Source organism: Pseudoselenomonas ruminantium (genome assembly GCF_900142515.1).
In the GTDB taxonomy this organism is placed as follows: domain Bacteria; phylum Bacillota; class Negativicutes; order Selenomonadales; family Selenomonadaceae; genus Selenomonas_A; species Selenomonas_A ruminantium_D.
Map to the genome: position 1 here is coordinate 19,763 of NZ_FRBC01000009.1, position 20,151 is coordinate 39,913.

The 20,151-nt window shown below is 55.5% G+C and carries 21 protein-coding genes; 20 read left to right on the plus strand and 1 reads right to left on the minus strand.

Annotated features, from left to right (window positions below; all coding sequences use genetic code 11):
- Nucleotides 1-98 precede the first annotated feature (98 nt).
- From lpxA to BUB68_RS06125, 20 genes are all read left to right on the plus strand, one after another.
- Nucleotides 99-917, plus strand: coding sequence for an acyl-ACP--UDP-N-acetylglucosamine O-acyltransferase (lpxA, locus tag BUB68_RS06030; RefSeq protein WP_081371885.1), 819 nt, complete (start codon nucleotides 99-101; stop codon nucleotides 915-917).
- 36 nt (nucleotides 918-953) lie between these two features.
- Entirely contained in the window at nucleotides 954-1,757 is an 804-nt protein-coding gene (locus tag BUB68_RS06035; RefSeq protein WP_073089070.1) for an LpxI family protein, read from the plus strand.
- 98 nt (nucleotides 1,758-1,855) lie between these two features.
- A complete protein-coding gene (gene lpxB, locus BUB68_RS06040) occupies nucleotides 1,856-3,001 on the plus strand; it encodes a lipid-A-disaccharide synthase (protein WP_073089072.1) in 1,146 nt (381 codons plus the stop codon).
- 17 nt (nucleotides 3,002-3,018) lie between these two features.
- The gene (gene msbA / locus BUB68_RS06045; protein ID WP_073089074.1) at nucleotides 3,019-4,758 is read left to right on the plus strand and encodes a lipid A export permease/ATP-binding protein MsbA; all 1,740 of its coding nucleotides are present in this window, start codon (nucleotides 3,019-3,021) and stop codon (nucleotides 4,756-4,758) included.
- A gap of 4 nt (nucleotides 4,759-4,762) precedes the next feature.
- Nucleotides 4,763-7,261: a tetraacyldisaccharide 4'-kinase gene (gene lpxK / locus BUB68_RS06050; RefSeq protein WP_073089076.1), complete on the plus strand. Its 2,499-nt coding sequence runs from the start codon at nucleotides 4,763-4,765 to the stop codon at nucleotides 7,259-7,261.
- Between the two features lie 65 nt (nucleotides 7,262-7,326).
- Nucleotides 7,327-8,055, plus strand: a complete 729-nt coding sequence (gene kdsB / locus BUB68_RS06055; protein WP_073089079.1) for a 3-deoxy-manno-octulosonate cytidylyltransferase — start codon at nucleotides 7,327-7,329, stop codon at nucleotides 8,053-8,055.
- Between the two features lie 215 nt (nucleotides 8,056-8,270).
- The gene (gene kdsA, locus BUB68_RS06060) at nucleotides 8,271-9,098 is read left to right on the plus strand and encodes a 3-deoxy-8-phosphooctulonate synthase (RefSeq protein WP_073089081.1); all 828 of its coding nucleotides are present in this window, start codon (nucleotides 8,271-8,273) and stop codon (nucleotides 9,096-9,098) included.
- A 32-nt stretch (nucleotides 9,099-9,130) separates the two neighbouring features.
- Nucleotides 9,131-10,108, plus strand: coding sequence for a KpsF/GutQ family sugar-phosphate isomerase (locus tag BUB68_RS06065; protein ID WP_073089083.1), 978 nt, complete (start codon nucleotides 9,131-9,133; stop codon nucleotides 10,106-10,108).
- Nucleotides 10,108-10,677 carry a KdsC family phosphatase gene (locus tag BUB68_RS06070; protein ID WP_073089091.1) on the plus strand — a complete coding sequence of 190 codons (570 nt, stop codon included), beginning with the start codon at nucleotides 10,108-10,110 and terminating at the stop codon, nucleotides 10,675-10,677. Before BUB68_RS06065 ends, BUB68_RS06070 begins: the two co-directional genes overlap by 1 nt.
- Nucleotides 10,678-10,716: 39 nt before the next feature.
- Nucleotides 10,717-11,628, plus strand: coding sequence for a lysophospholipid acyltransferase family protein (locus tag BUB68_RS06075; protein ID WP_073089093.1), 912 nt, complete (start codon nucleotides 10,717-10,719; stop codon nucleotides 11,626-11,628).
- Nucleotides 11,628-12,191 carry an LPS export ABC transporter periplasmic protein LptC gene (gene lptC / locus BUB68_RS06080; protein WP_073089095.1) on the plus strand — a complete coding sequence of 188 codons (564 nt, stop codon included), beginning with the start codon at nucleotides 11,628-11,630 and terminating at the stop codon, nucleotides 12,189-12,191. Before BUB68_RS06075 ends, lptC begins: the two co-directional genes overlap by 1 nt.
- Nucleotides 12,188-12,877: an LptA/OstA family protein gene (locus BUB68_RS06085; RefSeq protein WP_073089097.1), complete on the plus strand. Its 690-nt coding sequence runs from the start codon at nucleotides 12,188-12,190 to the stop codon at nucleotides 12,875-12,877. Before lptC ends, BUB68_RS06085 begins: the two co-directional genes overlap by 4 nt.
- Before the next feature lie 24 nt (nucleotides 12,878-12,901).
- Nucleotides 12,902-13,621, plus strand: a complete 720-nt coding sequence (gene lptB / locus BUB68_RS06090; protein WP_073089099.1) for an LPS export ABC transporter ATP-binding protein — start codon at nucleotides 12,902-12,904, stop codon at nucleotides 13,619-13,621.
- 11 nt (nucleotides 13,622-13,632) lie between these two features.
- Nucleotides 13,633-14,733 carry an LptF/LptG family permease gene (locus BUB68_RS06095; protein WP_305887657.1) on the plus strand — a complete coding sequence of 367 codons (1,101 nt, stop codon included), beginning with the start codon at nucleotides 13,633-13,635 and terminating at the stop codon, nucleotides 14,731-14,733.
- Between the two features lie 35 nt (nucleotides 14,734-14,768).
- Nucleotides 14,769-16,007 carry a DUF3084 domain-containing protein gene (locus BUB68_RS06100; RefSeq protein ID WP_073089104.1) on the plus strand — a complete coding sequence of 413 codons (1,239 nt, stop codon included), beginning with the start codon at nucleotides 14,769-14,771 and terminating at the stop codon, nucleotides 16,005-16,007.
- A gap of 34 nt (nucleotides 16,008-16,041) precedes the next feature.
- Nucleotides 16,042-16,452 (plus strand): RuvC family protein, encoded by a 411-nt coding sequence (locus tag BUB68_RS06105; protein ID WP_073089225.1) that lies wholly within the window; start codon nucleotides 16,042-16,044, stop codon nucleotides 16,450-16,452.
- 3 nt (nucleotides 16,453-16,455) lie between these two features.
- Complete coding sequence (locus BUB68_RS06110; RefSeq protein WP_073089107.1) at nucleotides 16,456-16,926, plus strand: deoxycytidylate deaminase; 471 nt, start codon at nucleotides 16,456-16,458, stop codon at nucleotides 16,924-16,926.
- A gap of 142 nt (nucleotides 16,927-17,068) precedes the next feature.
- Complete coding sequence (locus tag BUB68_RS06115; protein ID WP_073089109.1) at nucleotides 17,069-18,121, plus strand: glycosyltransferase family 4 protein; 1,053 nt, start codon at nucleotides 17,069-17,071, stop codon at nucleotides 18,119-18,121.
- A 144-nt stretch (nucleotides 18,122-18,265) separates the two neighbouring features.
- On the plus strand, nucleotides 18,266-19,432 hold the full coding sequence (gene wecB, locus BUB68_RS06120) for a non-hydrolyzing UDP-N-acetylglucosamine 2-epimerase (RefSeq protein ID WP_073089227.1): 1,167 nt from the start codon (nucleotides 18,266-18,268) through the stop codon (nucleotides 19,430-19,432).
- Nucleotides 19,429-19,659: an AtpZ/AtpI family protein gene (locus BUB68_RS06125; RefSeq protein ID WP_073089111.1), complete on the plus strand. Its 231-nt coding sequence runs from the start codon at nucleotides 19,429-19,431 to the stop codon at nucleotides 19,657-19,659. The genes wecB and BUB68_RS06125 overlap by 4 nt, the downstream gene beginning before the upstream one ends.
- Before the next feature lie 39 nt (nucleotides 19,660-19,698).
- Here BUB68_RS06125 and BUB68_RS06130 read toward each other — a convergent pair whose 3' ends face one another.
- Entirely contained in the window at nucleotides 19,699-20,010 is a 312-nt protein-coding gene (locus BUB68_RS06130; protein WP_073089114.1) for a hypothetical protein, read from the minus strand.
- Nucleotides 20,011-20,151 lie beyond the last annotated feature (141 nt).

Here is a 20,151-nt window from a genome sequence, read left to right on the forward strand (position 1 = left end):
TGAGAGAATTAGAGGTCAATTTGGGAGTATTTAGAAAGACAGAGCAAAGAAGCTGTCAGAGGTTGAAGCTGACAGAGTTTTTATAAGGAGTTGTAGAGATGAGCATGGAAACCATTAGTGCGCAAGCACAGATACACCCCACGGCAATCGTTGAAGATGGTGCCAGGATTGCTGCCGGCGTCAAGATCGGTCCCTATAGCGTGATTGGCCCCAACGTGGAGATTGATGAGGGCACGGTCATTGGCCCGCATGTAGTCGTTACCGGCTGGACGAAGATCGGCAAGGAGTGCCATATATTCCAGGGCGCTTCCATCGGTGAAGAACCGCAGGATCTGAAGTTCAAAGGTGAGAAGAGCTATACTTCCATCGGTGACCGCACGGTCATCCGCGAGGGTGCTACGGTGCATCGGGCTACCGGTGAAGGCGAAGAGACTCGTATCGGCAACGATTGCCTGCTGATGGCGCTGACGCATGTGGCACATAACTGCGTGATCGGCAACCGGGTCATCATGTCCAACCTGGCCAGCCTGGCTGGCCATGCCGTGGTGGAAGACCGGGCTGTGATCGGCGGCATGACGGGCGTCCATCAGTTCGTCAAGATTGGCCGCAATGCCATGATCGGTGGCATGAGCCGCCTCGTGCAGGACGTTGTGCCCTTCACCATTGTGGCTGGCCAGCCGGCCAAGGTGGCAGGTCTCAACAGCGTGGGCATCTCCCGCGCTGGCATTGAAGTGGCTTCCCGCCGCAGCCTGAAACAGGCTTATCGGATTCTCTACCGCTCGGGCCTGAGCCTGCAGAAAGCGGTGGAAATCATCGAACAGGAAGTTCCTTCCTGTGAGGAAGTGGATCACCTGCTGCGTTTCCTGCGCAATGCGGATCGCGGCATCTGCCGGGAACGCCGGGACGACAGAGATTGATTTTTTAGCAAGAAATAGGAGCTGTGGAGGTTTGTAATGGAGCGGATTGGACTTTTGGCAGGGATTGGAGCCCTGCCGGTGGAGATTGCCCGGGCGGCCAAGGAACTGGGTTATGAGGTTTATGCCGTGGCGCTCCTGCCGGACACAGACCAGCGCCTGAGAGATTTTGCCGATGATTATCAGGAAATCCATGTGATGAAAGTGGGCAAGATCCTCAAGCATCTGAAGAAGAACGATATCCATAAAGTCACCATGATTGGCAAGGTCACCAAGGAGGTGCTCTTTGCCAAGAAGACGCTGCCGGATCTCAAGGCCATGCAGATCCTCATGCGGGTGCCGGATCGGAAAGACGATACGATCATGCTGGCCATCATTGATGAGCTCAGGAAGATCGATGTGGAGGTTTTCGATCAGACGGAACTCATCCGGAAACTGATGCCGGGCAAGGGCGTGCTCACGAAGCGTCAGCCGACGGAGGCTGAGCGCAAGGACATGGAGTTCGGCTTCCGGATGGCCAAGGAGATTGGCCGCATGGATGTCGGGCAGACGGTAGTGGTCAAGGATATGGCTGTCATGGCCCTCGAGGCTATCGAGGGAACGGATGCCTGCATCCTGCGGGGCGGCAAGCTGGCGGGCGGCGGCGCTGTGGTGGCCAAGGTGGCCAAGCCTGAGCAGGACAGCCGCTTTGATGTACCTACGGTGGGGCTGAAAACCATGCAGATGATGGTGGAAGTCAAGGCCAAAGCCCTGGTCATGGAGGCGGATGCCACGCTTTTTGTCGAGCGGGACGAGGTCATCGCCCTGGCCGAGGCCAACGATATTACGATTGTGGCAATGTAGTGAGAAGAACACGTCGGGGATGCAAAAAAATGTGTGCTCGGCGTGTTTTTATGTTACAATATAGATTGGCTTAGTGTTGAATGTAGGGAGGATCACCCATGAAGATAATGCTTTCCGCTGGCGAAGTGTCGGGGGATGTGCACGGGGAAAATATTGCCAAAGCAATCCTGGCCATGGCACCGGCAACGGAACTCATCGGTTTTGGCGGCAGCCGGATGGAAGAAGCTGGCGTACGCCTGCGGCAGAACTTTGCCGATTACAACGTGATGGGAGTTTGGGAGGTACTGATCAACATCCGCCGCCTGTATAGGCTGCTGGAGGATCTGACGGCCTTCATGCGGGAAGAAAGACCGGATATGCTGGTCCTTATCGACTATCCGGATTTCAACTGGCGGCTGGCCAGGAAGGCCAAGGCCCTGGGAATCCCCGTCTTTTCTTATATCCCGCCGTCGGCCTGGGCCTGGCGCAAGGGGCGGGCGAAGGACTGTGCGAAGATCGCCGATGAGTTCATCGCGATTTTCCCCCACGAACTGCCTGTCTATGAAGCAGCGGGAGCGAAGATATCCTTCGTGGGCAATCCGCTGGTGGATGCGGTGAAACCGGAACTGCCCCGCCAGCGGGCCCGGAAGTTCTTCCAGATGCCGGAGGACAAGACCGTGATCCTGCTCCTGCCGGGCAGCCGCAAGCAGGAAATCGAGCTGTTGCTGCCTTCGATGCTGGAAGGTGCGAAGAAATTGCTGGCGGAAAGGCCGGATACGGTCTTTTATCTGCCCGTGGCGGAGTCGGTGAGCCGGGAGCGGATCGAGGAACTGATCGCTGCCGCCGGTGTGGAGGTCTTGCTGACAGATGAGAAGCGCTACAGCCTGATGGCGGCAGCCGATGCGGCCATGGCGACTTCGGGGACGGTGGTCATGGAGGCAGCGCTTCTAGGCCTGCCCTGCGTGGTGCTCTACCGCCTGTCTGCCTTGTCGGCGTTCATCGGCCGGCTCGTGGTCCATGTGGAGAATTTCAGCCTGCCCAATATCCTGCTGAACGAAGGGTTCCAGACGGAACTCCTGCAGGAGGAAGTCACGCCGGACAACATCGTCCGCGAAATGCTGAAACTCTATCCTGGCGAAGAGCATCGCCGGGAAGTCACAGAAAAACTGAAACTGGCCTGCCAGAAGCTGGGCGCCCCTGGGGCTTCCGGCCGGGTGGCACAGAGGATTTTGAATGCTGCCCGGGAATTTGCGGCGGCGAAGTAATATAGAGAGGGAAATATATGAAGAATTATAAGCGGCTATTGCAATATATCAGGCCCTATCTGAAGCGCCTGGGGCTGGCCATTGTCTGCATTGTGGTGGCAGCAGCCTGCAATCTCTACCTGCCCTGGATCATCAAGGACATGGTGGATAAGGTTCTGGCTGACCGGGATATGGTGATGCTCTACATCATCTGTGTCAGCATCGTGGTGGTATTCCTGATCCGCGGGATCTTCTATTATGGGCAGTCCTATCTGGTTTCGTATATCGGCCAGAAGGTCGTCATTGACGTGCGGGAAGTGATGTTCCGCAAGTTCCAGCGCATGCCCATGTCGTATTTCGACAAGCATCAGACGGGTGAGACCATGAGCTACATCACCAATGATGTGGCGGCCATCCAGTCGGCGCTGGTCGATCAGCTCATCGAGATGGTGACCGAAGGTTCCATCCTCATCGGTTCCATTGTCATGATGCTTTATCTGGACTGGAAGCTTTCCCTGCTGACGCTGGTCGTTATCCCGCTGGTGGGGCAGGCCATGAAGATCTTCGGGCGGAAGCTCAAGCGCAATGGTACGGTCATTCAGGAACGCATGGCGGATATCACTTCCCTGCTGCAGGAAAGCATTTCCTCCATTCGCGTGGTGAAGTCCTTTGTGCGGGAAGAATATGAGATCAAGCGGTTCATCGACCAGAACATCCTGAACTTCCAGGCGGCTATGAAGAACGTGCAGCTCACCAGCCTGCTGACCCCGACGGTGGAATTCCTGGCGGCTGTGTCGGTTACGTTCATCGTGGGCTTCGGCGGCTATGAGGTCGTCAATGGTGAGATGACTGCCGGTGCATTGGTGGCCTTCCTGACTTATGCGGTGAACCTGGCCAATCCGGTCAAGCGTCTGGCCCGTGTCTATGGCAACCTGCAGCGGGCTATGGCTGCGGTAGACCGTGTCTTTGAGGTCATTGATCTGCCGGAAACCATCCGCGACAAGGCAGGTGCCAAGCCGCTGCCGGAAATCACCGGTCATGTGGTGGTCAAGGATGTTACCTTCGGCTATAAGGAAGGCATCAATGCCCTGGAGCATGTCTCGCTGGAGGTAAAACCCGGCCAGATGATTGCCTTCGTTGGCCCCAGCGGGGCGGGCAAATCCACGATGGCCAACCTGATTCCCCGTTTTTATGAGATCGGCAGCGGTTCCATTTCCATTGACGGTCAGGACATCCGTGATGTGACCGTGGCATCCCTGCGTGAACAGATCGGTATCGTGCCGCAGGAGACGATGCTGTTCTCCACCACTGTGATGGAAAACATCCGTTACGGCCGGCTGGATGCTACGGACGAAGAGGTCATCGAAGCGGCAAAGGCCGCCAATGCGGACATCTTTATCCGGGAACTGCCGCAGGGTTACGATACACCCATCGGGGAACGCGGCATGAACCTGTCCGGCGGACAGCGCCAGCGCATGGCCATTGCCCGGGCCATCCTCAAGAATCCACGCATCCTGATTCTGGACGAAGCTACGTCTGCTTTGGATACGGAAAGCGAGAAGATCGTGCAGGCTGCTCTGGATGACCTGATGGTGGGCCGCACCTCCTTTGTCATCGCGCATCGCCTGTCGACGATTTTCAACGCCGACCAGATCTATGTCATCGATGGTGGCAAGATAAAAGAACATGGTACTCATGAGGAACTGTTGGCGAAGAATGGCCTCTACAGCCATCTCTACAACATTCAGTTCAACAAGAGTGCTTTAGAAGGGGCATAAGATCATGCAAATCCTGTACAATTTAGCGGCGATACTGGCCGTCATCCTGATCATACCGGTGTTTATGATCCGCTCCGTTCGGGAAAAAGGCTTTGTGGAGCGCATCCGGCAGAGTCTGGGCTTCTTTCCGGAACATACGCTCGACAAGGTGGCGAAGAAACACTGTATCTGGGTGCATGCGGCATCGGTAGGAGAGATCGTCGCTACGAGCCCGCTGATAAAGGAATTCCATAAGGAATTCCCCCAGACGCCCATTCTCGTCTCGGTGGTCACGACCAGCGGCTATGAGATGGCCAACCGCATCATCAAGGATGCGGATGCCATCATCTACTTCCCGCTGGATCTGCCTGTATTGGCAGGGCGGGTACTCCGCCGCATCCATCCCCGGGTTTTCCTGCCCGTGGAGACGGAACTGTGGCCGAACTTCCTGAAGACGGCTCGCAAGCTGCACATCCCGGTCATGATGGTCAATGGCCGTATCAGCGACCGCAGCGTGAAGCAGTACAAATACCTCAACAGCCTGTTGACGGATATGATCGGCACGGTGACCAAGTTCGCCATGCAGTCGGACATCGATGCGGATTACATCATGCGTCTGGGCGCACCGCCAGAACTGGTTACCGTGACTGGCAATACGAAATTCGACCAGACCTATACGGATGTCAGCCCTGCTGAAAAGGCAGAGATCATCCATCAGATGGGACTTTCCGGCGCTGAGGGCATCTTGTTGGCCGGCTCCACCCATCGGGGAGAAGAGGACTTCGTGCTGAAGGCTTTCAAGGCCATCCGTGAGAAGCATGCCAAGGCCAAGCTGGTCATTGCTCCCCGGGAGCTTCTGCGCACGCAGGAAGTCATCCATCTCTGCAAACGGGCTGGCTTCACCGTGACCACGCGCACGAAACAGCAGGAAGAAGGTCCTCAGGATGCCGATATCGTGATTCTCGATACGATCGGTGAACTGGGCAAGGTATACAGCGTCGGTGATGTGGTCTATGTAGGGGGAAGCCTGATCCCGCATGGCGGGCATAACATCCTGGAGCCTGCCGCTCATGGCAAGGCCATCATCGTGGGCCATTACATGTTCAACTTCAAGGACACCCACGCCCTCTTCAAGAAGCGGGACGCCTGCATCACGGTCAACAATGAACAGGAACTCTGCCAGGAAGCCGTGAAGCTCTTTGATGATGCGGAACACCGCCATCGTCTGGAGTCTGAGACGCTGGCCATTGTCGGGGAGAACAAAGGGGCATCCCGCAAATCGGCCATCATCCTGCGGAATCTGCTCGAAGAGTATGAGAGCAATCCGGAGAACCGGCAGCGTGCCCGTTCCACTCAGAAAATCGACAACTTCCAGACCTATTTCATCGATCTGGTGCATCAGAAAGAAGTGGATGGCCCGCTGATGCATATCCTGACGGCCATTCTCTATGTGTTCTCCAGGATCTACGCCCTGTTGGTGGATATCAAGCTCTGGGGCTACCGTCATGGTATCTTCAGCCGCAGGCAGCTGGACTGTTTCGTCATCAGCCTGGGCAACGTGACCGTAGGCGGCACGGGCAAGACCCCGACAGCACAGCGGCTGGCCAGCGATATCCGGGACATGGGCTATAAGGTCGTCATCCTCAATCGCGGCTATCGTGCCAAATGGCATGGCAAGATCGGCATTGTCTCCGATGGTGAGCGTCTCCATATGACTGCAGCTGATGCGGGGGACGAAGCTTTCATGCTGGCCAAGCATCTGCCCGAGGTACCGGTGCTGATTGGTGCGGATCGTTCCGTGACCGGCCAATATGCCATCGAGAACTTCGGGGCTGAGGTCGCAATCCTGGATGATGGGTTCCAGCATTGGCAGCTGGAACGTGATATGGACATCCTGCTGGTGGACGCGGTCAATGTCTTTGGCAATGGTTATATGCTGCCCCGCGGAACCCTGCGCGAACCGATTTCCCATATCAGCCGCGCGAGCGTGTGCCTGATGACCAAGGTGGATCAGGCGGCGGAAGGCTCCCGGGAATACATCCGCGAGACTGTGCACCGCTTCAATGAATCCGTGCAGATCGTGGAAAGCATCCATAAGCCGCGGCGGTTTATCCCCCTGGCTGACTGGTATGTGGATATTGCTGGTGATGGCATCGACGTGAACCAGATGCGGGGCCGGAAGATCATGGCGGTCTCCGCTATCGGTAATCCCGCTTCCTTCGAGCAGACCTTGTCGGATCTGGGCGTCGTCATCCTGGAAAGCCTGCGCTATCCGGACCATCACGACTACAGCATGCAGGAGATGGCAGACATCCTCCATCAGGCTGAGCGCATGGGCGCAGAGGCCATCGTCATTACAGAAAAGGATGCCGTGAAGATACCCATGGAAGTCATCCATTCCGGTATCAATATCCCGGTCTATGTCATCTGTGTGGAAGTCAGCTTCCAGCAGGGCAAAGAGGAATTCAGTGAACTGTTGGCGCAGCGCCTGGAAAAGAAGCTGGGCTCGCGTCCTGCAAAATAAACTTCGTGTGAAACCGTGTTTGGCATTATGCCCTTGCACGAAGGCTTGGATAGGAAGGAATAACAATGAAGGTACTATGTGTGATACCCGCCCGCTACGCATCGACCCGTCTGCCGGGCAAACCGCTTAAAGACATCGCCGGCAAACCGATGGTGTGCCGGGTCTATGACCGGGCCAGCCAGGCAAAGCTGGTGTCCGATACCATTGTGGCTACGGATGATTCGCGCATCCTGGAGGCCGTGGAAGCAAATGGCGGCAAGGCCATGATGACGCGAGCCGACCATCCCACGGGAACGGACCGGCTGGCCGAAGTGGCCGCGGCTTTCCCGGATGTGGATCTGATTGTCAATGTGCAGGGGGATGAACCCCTGATCGAGCCGGCGCTGATTGACGAACTGGCGGCTGTCTTTGAGACGGACTGTGAGCTCATGATGGCTACGGTCAAGACACAGATGACGGACCGCGCAGAAATCGAAAATCCCAACAATGTGAAGGTGGTAACCGATAAGAACGGGTATGCTTTGTATTTTTCCCGTTCGGTACTGCCCTATCCGCGCAATGAAGGGTGCCCGGTGTATAAGCATATCGGGATCTACGCCTATAAGCGGGATTTCCTGCTGAGTTATGCCAAGATGGAGTCCACGCCGCTGGAGCAGTCCGAGTCGCTGGAGCAGCTTAGGGCGCTGGAAAACGGGTATCGCATCAAGGTGGTAGAGACTGCTGCTAAGTTCGTGGGCGTTGATACGGCTGAAGACCTTGCGAAGGTCAACGAGATATATAGAAGTATGAAGTAACGTCTTTCTGTCCTTTTCTTTGGCGCAAAGAAAAGGAACCAAAAGAAAACGTGGCTCAAGATCCCATCATGGGATTTAAAGCCACCTGCGTCCCTCCTTGGGCGCCGGGCAACGATATAGCGGTTCCTATGCCCGCCTCTTAGAGGAGAGGCTTTGTCCTCTGGCCCGCATTTATGGATTTGTGATATTAGATGGGTATGAAAGGAGACTTGAATATGAATCAGGTTAAGGTTGGTAATTATGTGATTGGTGGCGGGGAAAAGCTGACGCTTTTGGCCGGTCCTTGTGTGCTTGAGGGGCTGGATCGTTGTCTGCTGATTGGCCGCACCATCAAGGAAATCTGTGAGCGGCTGGATATCAACTATGTATTCAAGGCTTCTTTTGACAAGGCCAACCGTTCTTCTTATCATAGCTTCCGCGGCCCGGGCCTCAAAAAGGGTCTGGAGATGCTCAAGACCATCAAAGAGGAATTGGGCGTGCCCGTCGTGACGGATATCCATGAGACTTCCCAGGCAAAGCCGGCATCTGAAGTGGCGGATATCCTGCAGATCCCGGCTTTCCTCTGCCGGCAGACGGACCTGCTCCATGCCGCAGCCCAGACGGGCCGGGTGATCAATGTCAAGAAGGGACAGTTCCTGGCACCGGAGGATATGCGCAATGTGGTGGACAAGCTCCATGAAAGCGGCTGTGACCAGATCATGCTGACTGAGCGCGGTGCGTCTTTTGGCTATCACAACCTCGTGGTGGACATGCGTTCCCTGCCGATCATGCGTTCCTTTGGTTATCCGGTGGTCATGGATGGCACGCATAGCGTGCAGCTTCCCGGCGGCAATGGCACGACCTCTGCCGGCAACCGCGAGTACGTGGAATACCTCGTGCGGGCGGCTGTAGGCGCAGGTATTGATGCCCTGTTCCTGGAAGTCCATGACAATCCGGAAGAAGCACTGTCGGATGGTGCGAATATGGTCTATCTCGACAAGCTGGAAGATCTCCTGCGAGATGCTGTGGCCATTCATGAGATCGTGCGCCACAAGCAGAAATAATAGGGCAGGCTTTTTGTAATGAGGGGATAAGATTGGTAGAACAGATTAAACAGGCCGCGCTGGAAACGCTCTCGATAGAGGCGGCGGCTGTAGAAAAATTAAAAGCCCGTATCGACGGGGAGTTTGTAGCGGCCGTGCAGTGCATCTTGGACTGCAAGGCCCGCGTCGTGGTGACAGGCATGGGCAAGTCCGGGCATATCGGCCGCAAGATGGCGGCAACTTTTGCCAGCACGGGCACGCCTGCGTTCTTTATGCACCCTGCGGAAGCGTTTCATGGTGATTTGGGCATGGTCACGGAAAATGATGTGGTCATTGCCATCTCCAACAGCGGTGAGTCTACGGAAGTGGTGAACATCCTGCCCGTCATCCACCGCATCGGCGCCAAGATCATTGCCATGTGCGGCCGCCGGGATTCCCAGCTGGGGCAGAACAGCGATTACTTCGTCAATATCGGCGTGGAAAAGGAAGCCTGCCCGCTGGGGCTGGCTCCCACGGCCAGCACGACGGCAACGCTGGCGATGGGGGATGCCATGGCCATTGCCCTCATGAGTGTAAGGGATTTCACGAGCCAGGATTTTGCGCTGTTCCATCCGGGCGGGGCTTTGGGACGGAAGCTCCTGCTTACCGTCAAGAATGTCATGCATACCGGGGACGAGAACCCCATTGTGCATAAGGACAAGACGGCCAAAGATGCGCTGTTCATCATGACGGACAAGGGGCTGGGTGCAGCCTCGGTCATCGACGACAGCGGCAAGCTCGTGGGTATCATCACCGATGGTATCATCCGCCGGGCGCTGGCCAAGGATTACAAATTCCTCGATGAAGCAGTGGGGAATATCATGTTCGGCACGCCGCTGACCATCAAGCAGGAGGCCATGGCTTCTTCGGCGCTTTCCGTCATGGAGAAGCACAAACCGCGTCCGGTTACGGTATTGCCGGTCATTGATGGAAACAATGTTCCGGTGGGAATTATTCATTTGACTGACCTTTTACGGCAAGGAGTGGTATAATGGAGATTCACAGCTGTGCATTAAGTGCCGCGAAGAAGATCAAGCTGGTCATCCTGGATGTGGATGGCGTGCTGACTGATGGCGGCATCTATATCGGTGAGAACGGCGAACTCTACAAGCCTTTCAATTGCCGGGATGGCTTAGGCATCACTCTGGCGCATAAGCTGGGACTCAAGACCGCGATCATCACGGGCCGCACCTCCAAGCAGGTGGCTTTCCGGGCCAAGGAGCTGCATATCAGTGAAGTGTTTCAGGGCAATAGCGATAAGCGTGCAGCCTATAACGAACTGAAACGGCGTACCGGTCTCCGGGACGAGGAAATTGCCTATATCGGCGATGACCTGATCGACCTGCCTGTCATGCTGCAGGTGGGCCTGCCCATGGCGGTAGCCGATGCCGTGCCGGATGTACGGATGCATTCGCTGGTGATTTCGGATTGCAAGGGCGGTCATGGTGCCGTCCGCGATCTCCTGGAATTCATCTTCAAGGCACAGGGAAGATGGGAAGATATGGTTGCCAGCTTCCTGGTGCCGGTAAAACTGGAAGAAAATGCAGGCCTGATGCAGTAAGGCCTGCACGGATAAAATTATGTTGGGGGAAAAAGATTCATGCAGTATAAATTCGTGATGTTCATGAGCTGGGTGGTGTGTCATACGCCCTATAAAATCGTCATGGCTGCTGGCTGGCTTTTGGGCCAGCTCTATTACCTGCTCATCAGGAAACAGCGGGAACTGGCAGTGGCACAGATGATGCCGGCTTTGGGACTTAGCGAAGCGGAGGCCCGGAAGACCGTGCGCGCTTCCTTCGTGAATCTGGCCCGCAATGTGCTGGAAATCCTCTATATGCCCAATCTCACACCCCAGACCTTCCAGAAATACATCGAAATCGACCATCTGGAACGTCTGACCGAAGCGCTGGCCGAAGGTCACGGTGTCGTCGTCCTCACGGGGCATATCGGCACCTGGGAATGGCTGTCTGCAGCTTTCACCATGAACGGCCTGCCCGTTACCGCCATTGCCAAACCGCAGCCCAATATGCAGTATACCAATGCGCTCAATGATCTCAGGAAAACCATCAATGTGGAGATCTTCTCCCGGGGGACCAGCGAGCTGCTGGCGGCGGCCAAGGCCTTGAAGAAGGGCAAGATCCTGGGCTTCCTGGCCGATCAGGATGGCGGCCCGAATGGAGCCTTCCTGCCGTTCCTCGGGAAATTGGCGGCGACCCCTATGGGCCCCGCTGTCTTTTCCTGCAAGTTCAATGCGCCGGTCGTACCCGCCTTTATCCTGCGCCAGCCGGATGGCAGGCATAAGGTGGTGATCGGTGAGGTCATGCGTTATGAAGACACTGGCGACACGGATAAGGACCTCTTTGACTTCACCGTCAGGATGACCCGCATCATTGAAAACATCATCCGGGAAAATCCCACGCAGTGGATCTGGTTCCAGAAGCGCTGGAATACCCCGGTGGAGCAGCAGAATGTAGGCAAGCATCACATTGTAAAAGCACAGGAGGAAGGTTGATGGATACAAAGCGCAAGTTCTTGCTTGGCGCAGGGCTGATCGTGTTTATCGCGCTGGTGGTCTGGGCGGTAACCACTGTTCCGGAAGCCCCTCAGAAGACCGAGGATCCGCAGGAGAATGCGAAGGTCATGAGCTATGACGGCAATGAGATCAGCGAGGAGAAGAATGGCCGGAAGATCTGGGATCTGACGGCTGAGCATATCGAAGTCAATATCGATACCAAGGATGCGCAGCTGGTGAATCTGTCCGGGCATTTCTATGCCGAGGACGGACGCGTGGTGGAACTGAAAGCCGACAAGGGCAGCTATGAAGCCGCGTCGAAAAACGTCGTCGTCAGCGGCAATGTGAGCGTGAAAAACAGTGATGGTGCCGTACTGACCAGTGAGGAACTGCGTTGGGATGCGGTCAAGGAGATCCTGGCGGCTATCGGCAGTGCCAAGGTCACGAAAGAGGACATGCTGGCTACTGGTGACCGCATCGAGAGCAGTGATGGGTTCAACAAGATCAGGATTTTAGGCCATGCCCATTTGAGCAAAGGTGCTAAGGGAGGAGAAACGAAATGACAAGCCGTATGAAAAGAATAGCCCTGACTATGGCCCTGACAGCCGTTCTGCCCTGGGGGCAGCTTTCGGCAGCTGGTGAGCCATCCGAAGTCAATGCCGACAATCTCGAATACGATATGAGCACAGGACTGGCTGTGGCTACAGGGGATGTCCTGCTGAAGCAGGGCACGAGCAAGATGACTGGTGCCAAGGCCACTTATAATACCAAGACCCAGGAGGGCACGATCGAAGGCAATGTCATTGTCGTGCGGGATACCCTGCGGATGACCTGTGAACGCCTCGTGACCAATGGTCAGGAAAAACTGGTTGCCTCCGGTGGCGTGCAGGGCGTTGATGGCGTGAAATCCTTCACGGCCTCGCAGGTGGAATACTACCCGACGAAGAATAAATATATAAAGATTCCCGGCGGCGGCACGGTGGTGGATCAGGATGGAACCCTCACCGCCAGCTACATGGAAGGCTGGCTCGATGATGAGCATTACATCGGTGAAGGCAATGTCCATGTGCTGAGCGGCAGCCGCAACCTGGAAGCCGGCGGCGACCATGCTGATTTTGTCGGCAAGAAGGAAGGCCGCGTGGTGCTTACGGGCAATGCCTGGGCTATTCAGGACAACAACACCATGAAGAGCAACAAGATGACTCTTTATCTGGACCAAAATGGCAAAGCCAAAGTGAAGCAGAAGTAAGGAAAAATATTGGAGGGCAAGACCTTGCATATCGAGGCAAAAAATCTGGTAAAGAGATTCAAAGAACATACGGCGGTGGACCGGGTTTCCCTGCGTGTGGAAAAGGGGGAGATAGTAGGTCTTTTGGGCCCTAATGGTGCAGGAAAGACAACGTCCTTCTACATGATTGTCGGTCTGGAAAAACCGACGTCCGGAGATGTCTTTCTCTCGGATGTGAACATCACCAAAATGCCCATGTACCGCCGAGCGGCACTGGGGATCAGCTATCTCACCCAGGAGTCCTCCATTTTCCGGAAACTCACGGTGGAAGAGAACATCATGGCCATCCTGGAGACCACGGAGCTTTCCCGGGCGGAACAGCGCGTGAAGTTTGAGGAATTGCTGGAAGAATTCCATATCACCCATGTGCGGAACCGCAAGGGCACGGAGCTTTCCGGTGGTGAGCGCCGCCGGGTGGAGATCGCCCGCTGTCTGGCTTTGGAACCCCAGTTCATCCTGCTGGATGAGCCTTTTGCCGGCGTCGACCCTCTGGCCGTGGCGGATATCCAGGAGATCATCCAGTATCTGCGGCAGCGGGGGATGGGCATCCTGATCACGGACCATAATGTGCGGGAAACCCTGCAGATCGTGGACCGGGCCTATATCCTGAGCGAGGGCAAGATCCTGCTCGAAGGCAGCAGCCAGACCATCGCTGAAAGTCCCATAGCCAGGAAGTTCTACTTAGGCGAAAACTTCACGTTATAAGGAGATTGACTATGCGTTTGCGAATTTTAGACAAGTATATATTCCGTGAAGTTACCCTGGCGTTTGTCTTTGGTATCTGTGCCTTTTCGGCTGTCTTCATCGGCTCAGGCACGCTGTTCAAGATTGCGAAATACATCACCGATTATGGTGCCTCCCTGCAGGCGGTGGTGAAGATCTTCATCTTTGGCCTGCCCAGCGTCATCATCTGGACCTTTCCCATGTCGATGCTGCTGGCCACGCTGCTGACCTTTGGGCGTCTCTCCAGCAACAGTGAGATCACGGCTATGAAGTCCTGCGGCATCAGTTTCAGCCGCATCGCCATGCCGGCCATCATCATGGGCTTCGTGGTGAGCATCGCGGCCATTGCCTTCAATGAGTATGTGGTGCCCTGGGCGAACAGCGCCTACAAGAACGTGGTCTATTATGAAATCGAAGGCAACAGCGGCATGAAATCCCAGGAACATATCATCCTGAAGGAAATCAAGGGCGATAAGATCCAGCGTCTGGCCTATGCCCGCCTCTATGATGCGGAGACCCAGCAGCTGCAGGGCATCACCCTGCAGGAGTTCGGTGAGAATGGCAAGATCAGCCATGTGGAAAACGCCGATTACGCCGAATGGAACGGCAACGTCTGGACCATGCATAATGGCATGATCTATGACATCAGTGATGAGGAGGGCAAGAGTGAGCATACCGTGCGCTTCAAGACCCAGGTGATGCCGCTCAATGCCAATCCCAAGCAGATCGTGCGGGAGCAGAAGGACGCCTCGGAGCTGACCATGAAGGAACTGCGTGCCCAGATCGACATCATGAAGACCCAGTACGTCAATACGAACAAGCTGGAAGCCGAGCTTTACCAGCGCGTATCGGTTCCTATGGCCAGCCTCATCTTTGCCTTGATCGGCGTGCCGCTGGGCCTGCAGCCTACGCGTAATTCCTCGTCGGCAGGTTTTGCCATCAGTGTGATCATCATCTTCATTTACTATGCGCTGATGACTATGGGGAATGCCCTGGCTCGCAGCGGTGCACTGGCTCCGCTGCTGGCTGTCTGGATCCCCAATATCGTTGGTCTTATCGCCGGGGCTTATTTCGTAAGGCGTGCTTCCCGGTAATGTTTTCTAGTTTTTGAAAGAAAGGCGGATGCAGGATGGATGGAATCCTCTTGATCGTCGTGCTGGTGATTGCCGGTGGGGCAATTGCTTTTATCGGTGACCGCCTGGGTACGAAAATCGGCAAGAAACGCTTGTCGATTTTTGGTTTGCGGCCCCGGCATACTTCCATTGTGATTACGATTTTTACTGGTGTGGTGATCACCGCCCTGACCTTCGGGGTCATGGCGGCGGCATCCCAAAACGTGCGCACGGCGTTGTTTGGCATGGAGCAGCTCAACAGAGCCATGCGGGAGACCAAGGAAAGCCTGCAGAGTACAGAAGAGGCACTGCTGATGGCCAAGAATGAGCAGGCGAAAACGGATGCCGATCTGCAGCAGTCCCAAGAAGACATCAAGAAGCTCAATCAGCAGCAACAGGAACTGCTGGAGGAGTCAGCCCGCTTGCAGGCCGGCAATGAAGCACTGCAGGCTGGCAACGCAGCCCTGATGGCGGATAACAACCAGCTGGCCGCCCAGAATGCGGAGCTGAATGACCGCAATACCGAATTGGGCAGCCGCAATACGGAACTCACGGCGAAAAATGAAGGCCTGGCGGCCGATAATAAGGTTCTCGAGGAGCGCACCAATATGTTGCGTGATGGTCTCATCACCATGCGGGAAGGCGACATTGCCTTCCGGGCCGGAGAAATCATTGCCAGCGGCGTGATCCGCGGCAATCGTCCGGCAGCGGAAGTGGAGGCCGATATTGAGTCCCTGGCGGCTTTGGCCAACCGCAATGTATCGGCCCGTTTCGGCAGTGACCGTTCGGATCAGGAAATCTGGATCTACCGGCCGGAGCATGATGCTGCTGTGGAGAGCATCGCCAAAAGTCCGCAGGACATGGTGGTACGGATCGTGGCTGCTGGCAACCTGGTGCGGGGCGAGGACGTACGCACCAATCTGGAACTGTATCCCAACAGCGTGATCTTTGAGGATCAGGAGTTCATCATCGCCCGTCCTTATGACATCCTGACCGGTGACGGCAGTGAGGCTGAGCAGACCGTGATGAACTTCCTGAAGGACGTCAACTTCGCCGCTACGGCCAAGGGAATCCTGCCTGACCCGCTCCGCGGCACGGTGGGCGTGATGGATGGTTCCCAGTTCTATGATGTCGTAGCCAGATTGAAGGGGCAGCGTGGCCCGGTCATCCTCTCGGCCTATGCCAATGGCAATACCGATGCTTCCGGCCCCCTGCGCCTGAAGATAAAAGTAGAACGAAGTACCAATGTGCAATAAGGCCATCCCTTCCCGGGAAGGCCAGGGAGTGAAGATGAACATTGCAGCCTTGGATCCGGGCAGGGATAAATGCGGCTTCGCTGTGCTCAGTGAAGCCGGCACGATTCTCTGCCAGCGGGTCATTGAAACCAATAACTTGATTCACGAAATCGATGCGGCTAAAGCTGATTACGGCTTTAGCCGTCTCATTATGGGCAATGGCACGACCAGCAAGATTGCCCAGCAAAGACTGGCCTCCGTAGCCGGTCTGGAAATCCTGGTCCGGGATGAATACCGCACGACGGAAATGGCCCGGGGCGAGTATTGGAAAGCCCATCCGCCGACGGGCTGGAGAAGGCTCCTGCCTGTGACGATGCAGGTGCCGCCCGTGCCCGTCGACGATTTCGTAGCGGTGATTCTCGCCCGGCGATTTTTAGAGGAACAACAGGAGCGCAAAGGAGAGTAATTTATGGAGCAGAACAAGAAAACGCAGCAGCGTCCCGAATGGACGGAGTATTTCCTGGATATTGCCAGAGCCGTAGGCCGCCGGGCAACCTGTCTGCGCCGCCGCTACGGAGCAATCATCGTCAAGGACCATATCATCATCAGTACGGGCTACAACGGTGCCCCCAGAGGCGAGGCCAACTGCATCGACACGGGCATCTGCGAGCGTGAGCGGCTCCATGTGCCCAAGGGACAGAATTACGAGCTTTGCGTGGCTGTCCATGCCGAGCAGAACGCCATCATCAACGCTGACCCCGCGGTCATGGAGGGCGCGACCATCTATATCGTGGGCATCAATGCTGACGGCACGCTGGCTTCCGGCAAGCCCTGCCTGCTGTGCCGCCGCATGCTGCGCAATGCGAAACTGGCGCAGGTGGTCTACTACGAAACCGATGGCAGCATCGTGACCTGCCGCCCGGATGAAATCCGCGATTGAGCGCCCGACATTCACTTTTCAGGGGCCGTTTCAGGCAAATAAACGCGGGCTTTCAGCTTATTTTCATTGACACTAAAGGTTCACTGCGCTAAAATAGGCTTGTTATGAAATTACGATTTTGAGAAAAAGAGGTGCGACTTGTATGCCGGAGTATATGTTGGCGTTCGTCATTGCCGCTGGTGTGGCCTTGGCTATCACGCCTGGTGTGATTTTCCTGGCGGCCAAGACGGGAGCCATGGATGCTCCTGATGCGAGAAAAGTACATAAAAGACCGATTCCCCGTATTGGCGGTCTCGGAATTTATGCGGCCTTTATGGTGGCAATCTTAGGGATCATGCAGTTCGTCGAAGTGGAACCGGAGGTCCTTTTTGAAGTGACGGGCCTGCTGTTGGGCGGTTCGCTTATCGTGCTGGTGGGCATCATTGACGATTACAAGAACCTGCCGGCCAAGGTGAAACTGGTGGGGCAGATCATAGCGGCTGCCGTGCTGGTCATTGCCTTTGATGTGCGGATCGACTTCATCACCGATCCGTTTGGTGACTTCATCTATACGGAATGGCTGGCCATTCCCGTGACGATCTTCTGGATTGTGGGGATCACCAATACGGTGAACCTTATCGACGGCCTGGATGGCCTGGCCGCAGGTGTTTCTACGATTGCAGCTACGACCATCTTCCTGGTGGCCCTGCAGCAGAACATCCTGCTGGTAGCTGTGCTCACCGCTGCGCTGGCCGGTGCCGCCTTTGGCTTCCTGTATTACAATTTCAATCCGGCCCGTATCTTCATGGGTGACTCCGGAAGTCTCTTCCTGGGGTATATGCTGGCCGGTATCTCGGTGATCGGTGCCGTGAAATGTGCCGCTACCATCGCCCTGATCGTGCCGATCCTGGCTTTGGGCCTGCCGATCCTCGACACGACATTTGCCATCGTACGCCGTTATCGCGGTGGCGTGCCCATCTTCAAGCCGGATAAAGGTCATCTGCATCATCGGCTGATGGATTTGGGATTCAGCCAGCGGCAGGCTGTCCTGTTGATGTATGTGATCAGTGCACTGCTCGGACTCAGTGCCGTGGCTCTGACGGAAGTCAGCTATCAGTTTGCCATTGTCATCGTGTGCATGGTCGTGGCGCTGGTGCTCTTCGGAGCCAAGAAGATTGGCATCTTCCGCATGAATGATTCGGCACAGCAACATTAAATAAATCAGCAATGAGTTGCCTTCCCCTTGGGGGAAGGGGGACCGCAAGGCGGTGGAAGGGAAAACTGCAAACAGGATTCCTTCATCAGCCTGCGGCTGCCGCCTTCCCCGGAGGGGAAGGTTTATATAGAGAGGGGACTATTAATGGAACAAAAGAAAATCAAGGTTATGACGGTGTTTGGTACTCGTCCTGAGGCCATCAAGATGGCACCAATCGTGCTGGAGCTGCAGAAGCATCCGGATAAGATCACGCCGGTGGTAGCTGTGACTGCCCAGCACCGCGAGATGCTGGATCAGGTGCTGGGACTCTTTGAGATCACCCCGGATCATGATCTTGACATCATGGCGCAGGGACAGACCCTCTTTGATATCACATCCAAGGCCATGATGGGGCTGGACAAAGTGCTGGCTGAGGAAAAGCCTGATATCGTGCTGGTACATGGCGATACGACGACCACCTTTGCCGGTGCTTTGGCGGCTTACTACCATCAGACCACGGTCGGCCATGTGGAAGCAGGCCTCAGGACCCATGATAAATACAGCCCCTTCCCGGAGGAAATGAACCGCAAGCTGACCGGCTGCATCGCTGACCTGAATTTTGCGCCCACGGAGACCTCTGAGCGCAATCTGCTGGCTGAAAACGTCAAGCCGGAAAGCATCTTTGTTACGGGTAACACCGTTATCGACGCCCTGCATCATACGGTAAAGGATGATTTTGCGTTCGAGGATGAACTGCTGCAGAACATCGATTTCAAAAACAAGCGCATCATTCTCGTGACCACGCATCGCCGGGAAAACCTCGGTGAGCCCATGCGCCATGTCTACAAGGCCCTGCGCCAGCTCACCGAAGAATTTGAGGATGTGGAAGTGGTATTCCCCGTACACAAGAACCCGAAGGTCCGCGAAGTCGTGCGCGAGGAGCTCGGCGGCCTTTCCAAGGTCCATCTGATCGATCCGCTGGATTATGAGCCGTTTGCCAACCTCATGCACAAAGCGCATCTGATCCTCACCGATTCCGGCGGAGTGCAGGAAGAAGCACCGGCACTCGGCAAGCCGGTACTCGTGCTGCGCGATACCACGGAGCGTCCTGAAGCAGTAGCCGCTGGTACGGTGAAATTGATCGGTACGGATCGAGATGTCGTATACAACGAGGCCAAGAAACTGCTGACCGATGACAAGGCTTATAGCTGCATGGCGGAATCCGTCAACCCCTATGGTGATGGCAAGGCTTCGCAGCGCATCATCCAGGCGATCCTCTATCATTACGGGCTGGCTGAGGAGCGTCCGGACGTTTTTGACGGCAGCAGATGAGCAGGCAGGAAGAAAGCGCTCTGAAACAGGCGCTCAGGGCGTTTTCCATTTTAGGCGGGGTTGGCATTTACCTGGTGGTATTCGTCGCGATCTGCGGCTTTTTAGGCGCATGGATCGGCGATCATCTGGAGATCGGCAATGCCGGCAGGATCATTGGCATCATTGCAGGTTTTCCAGCCGCCTTTTATACGCTTTACCGGCAGTTGAAGAATAACGGATTGCTATAGAAAAAAGCTGAGCGCATGGCTCAGCTTTTTTCTATAGGGCTATTCATTTACCTCAACGTCATTTTTCCGGCATTCGTTGAAGAAGAATACGGCATTGGTGTCTTTGGGATTTTCGGACCAGAATTTGATGAGCTTCACAGCCATCTGGTACTTTTCCTGCATGAAGGGCAGGAGATTCTCGGCGGTGACGGGGCCGCCGACGGTCATGAATACATCGATATTATGGCCCAGCGTATCCAGCATCTCCTCGGTGCATTCATTGTCAGCCAGCGCCTGGGCAAAGCGCACGCCCTGTTCCACATCGTCAGCGTAACCTCGCTTCAGGAGCCAAACGGCAATCAGTTTATCCATGGAATTCCCTCCTCGTAATCGCTGTGTGCTACATTTATTCGCTATGGCAGAGAAATATTCCTGCTTGTGGGCGAAGAAATAAAATTTGCTTTTCTTTACATGGAGACGGATTAAGTGATAAAATTACTTCATATTCAAAGG

Bases quoted from the DNA above. Each gene is read 5' to 3' on its own strand.
- lpxA (WP_081371885.1), top strand. From the start codon at position 99: ATGAGCATGGAAACCATTAGTGCGCAAGCACAGATACACCCCACGGCA.
- BUB68_RS06035 (WP_073089070.1), top strand. From the start codon at position 954: ATGGAGCGGATTGGACTTTTGGCAGGGATTGGAGCCCTGCCGGTGGAG.
- lpxB (WP_073089072.1), top strand. From the start codon at position 1,856: ATGAAGATAATGCTTTCCGCTGGCGAAGTGTCGGGGGATGTGCACGGG.
- msbA (WP_073089074.1), top strand. From the start codon at position 3,019: ATGAAGAATTATAAGCGGCTATTGCAATATATCAGGCCCTATCTGAAG.
- lpxK (WP_073089076.1), top strand. From the start codon at position 4,763: ATGCAAATCCTGTACAATTTAGCGGCGATACTGGCCGTCATCCTGATC.
- kdsB (WP_073089079.1), top strand. From the start codon at position 7,327: ATGAAGGTACTATGTGTGATACCCGCCCGCTACGCATCGACCCGTCTG.
- kdsA (WP_073089081.1), top strand. From the start codon at position 8,271: ATGAATCAGGTTAAGGTTGGTAATTATGTGATTGGTGGCGGGGAAAAG.
- BUB68_RS06070 (WP_073089091.1), top strand. From the start codon at position 10,108: ATGGAGATTCACAGCTGTGCATTAAGTGCCGCGAAGAAGATCAAGCTG.
- BUB68_RS06075 (WP_073089093.1), top strand. From the start codon at position 10,717: ATGCAGTATAAATTCGTGATGTTCATGAGCTGGGTGGTGTGTCATACG.
- lptC (WP_073089095.1), top strand. From the start codon at position 11,628: ATGGATACAAAGCGCAAGTTCTTGCTTGGCGCAGGGCTGATCGTGTTT.
- BUB68_RS06085 (WP_073089097.1), top strand. From the start codon at position 12,188: ATGACAAGCCGTATGAAAAGAATAGCCCTGACTATGGCCCTGACAGCC.
- BUB68_RS06095 (WP_305887657.1), top strand. From the start codon at position 13,633: ATGCGTTTGCGAATTTTAGACAAGTATATATTCCGTGAAGTTACCCTG.
- BUB68_RS06100 (WP_073089104.1), top strand. From the start codon at position 14,769: ATGGATGGAATCCTCTTGATCGTCGTGCTGGTGATTGCCGGTGGGGCA.
- BUB68_RS06105 (WP_073089225.1), top strand. From the start codon at position 16,042: ATGAACATTGCAGCCTTGGATCCGGGCAGGGATAAATGCGGCTTCGCT.
- BUB68_RS06110 (WP_073089107.1), top strand. From the start codon at position 16,456: ATGGAGCAGAACAAGAAAACGCAGCAGCGTCCCGAATGGACGGAGTAT.
- BUB68_RS06115 (WP_073089109.1), top strand. From the start codon at position 17,069: ATGCCGGAGTATATGTTGGCGTTCGTCATTGCCGCTGGTGTGGCCTTG.
- wecB (WP_073089227.1), top strand. From the start codon at position 18,266: ATGGAACAAAAGAAAATCAAGGTTATGACGGTGTTTGGTACTCGTCCT.
- BUB68_RS06125 (WP_073089111.1), top strand. From the start codon at position 19,429: ATGAGCAGGCAGGAAGAAAGCGCTCTGAAACAGGCGCTCAGGGCGTTT.
- BUB68_RS06130 (WP_073089114.1), bottom strand. From the start codon at position 20,010: ATGGATAAACTGATTGCCGTTTGGCTCCTGAAGCGAGGTTACGCTGAC.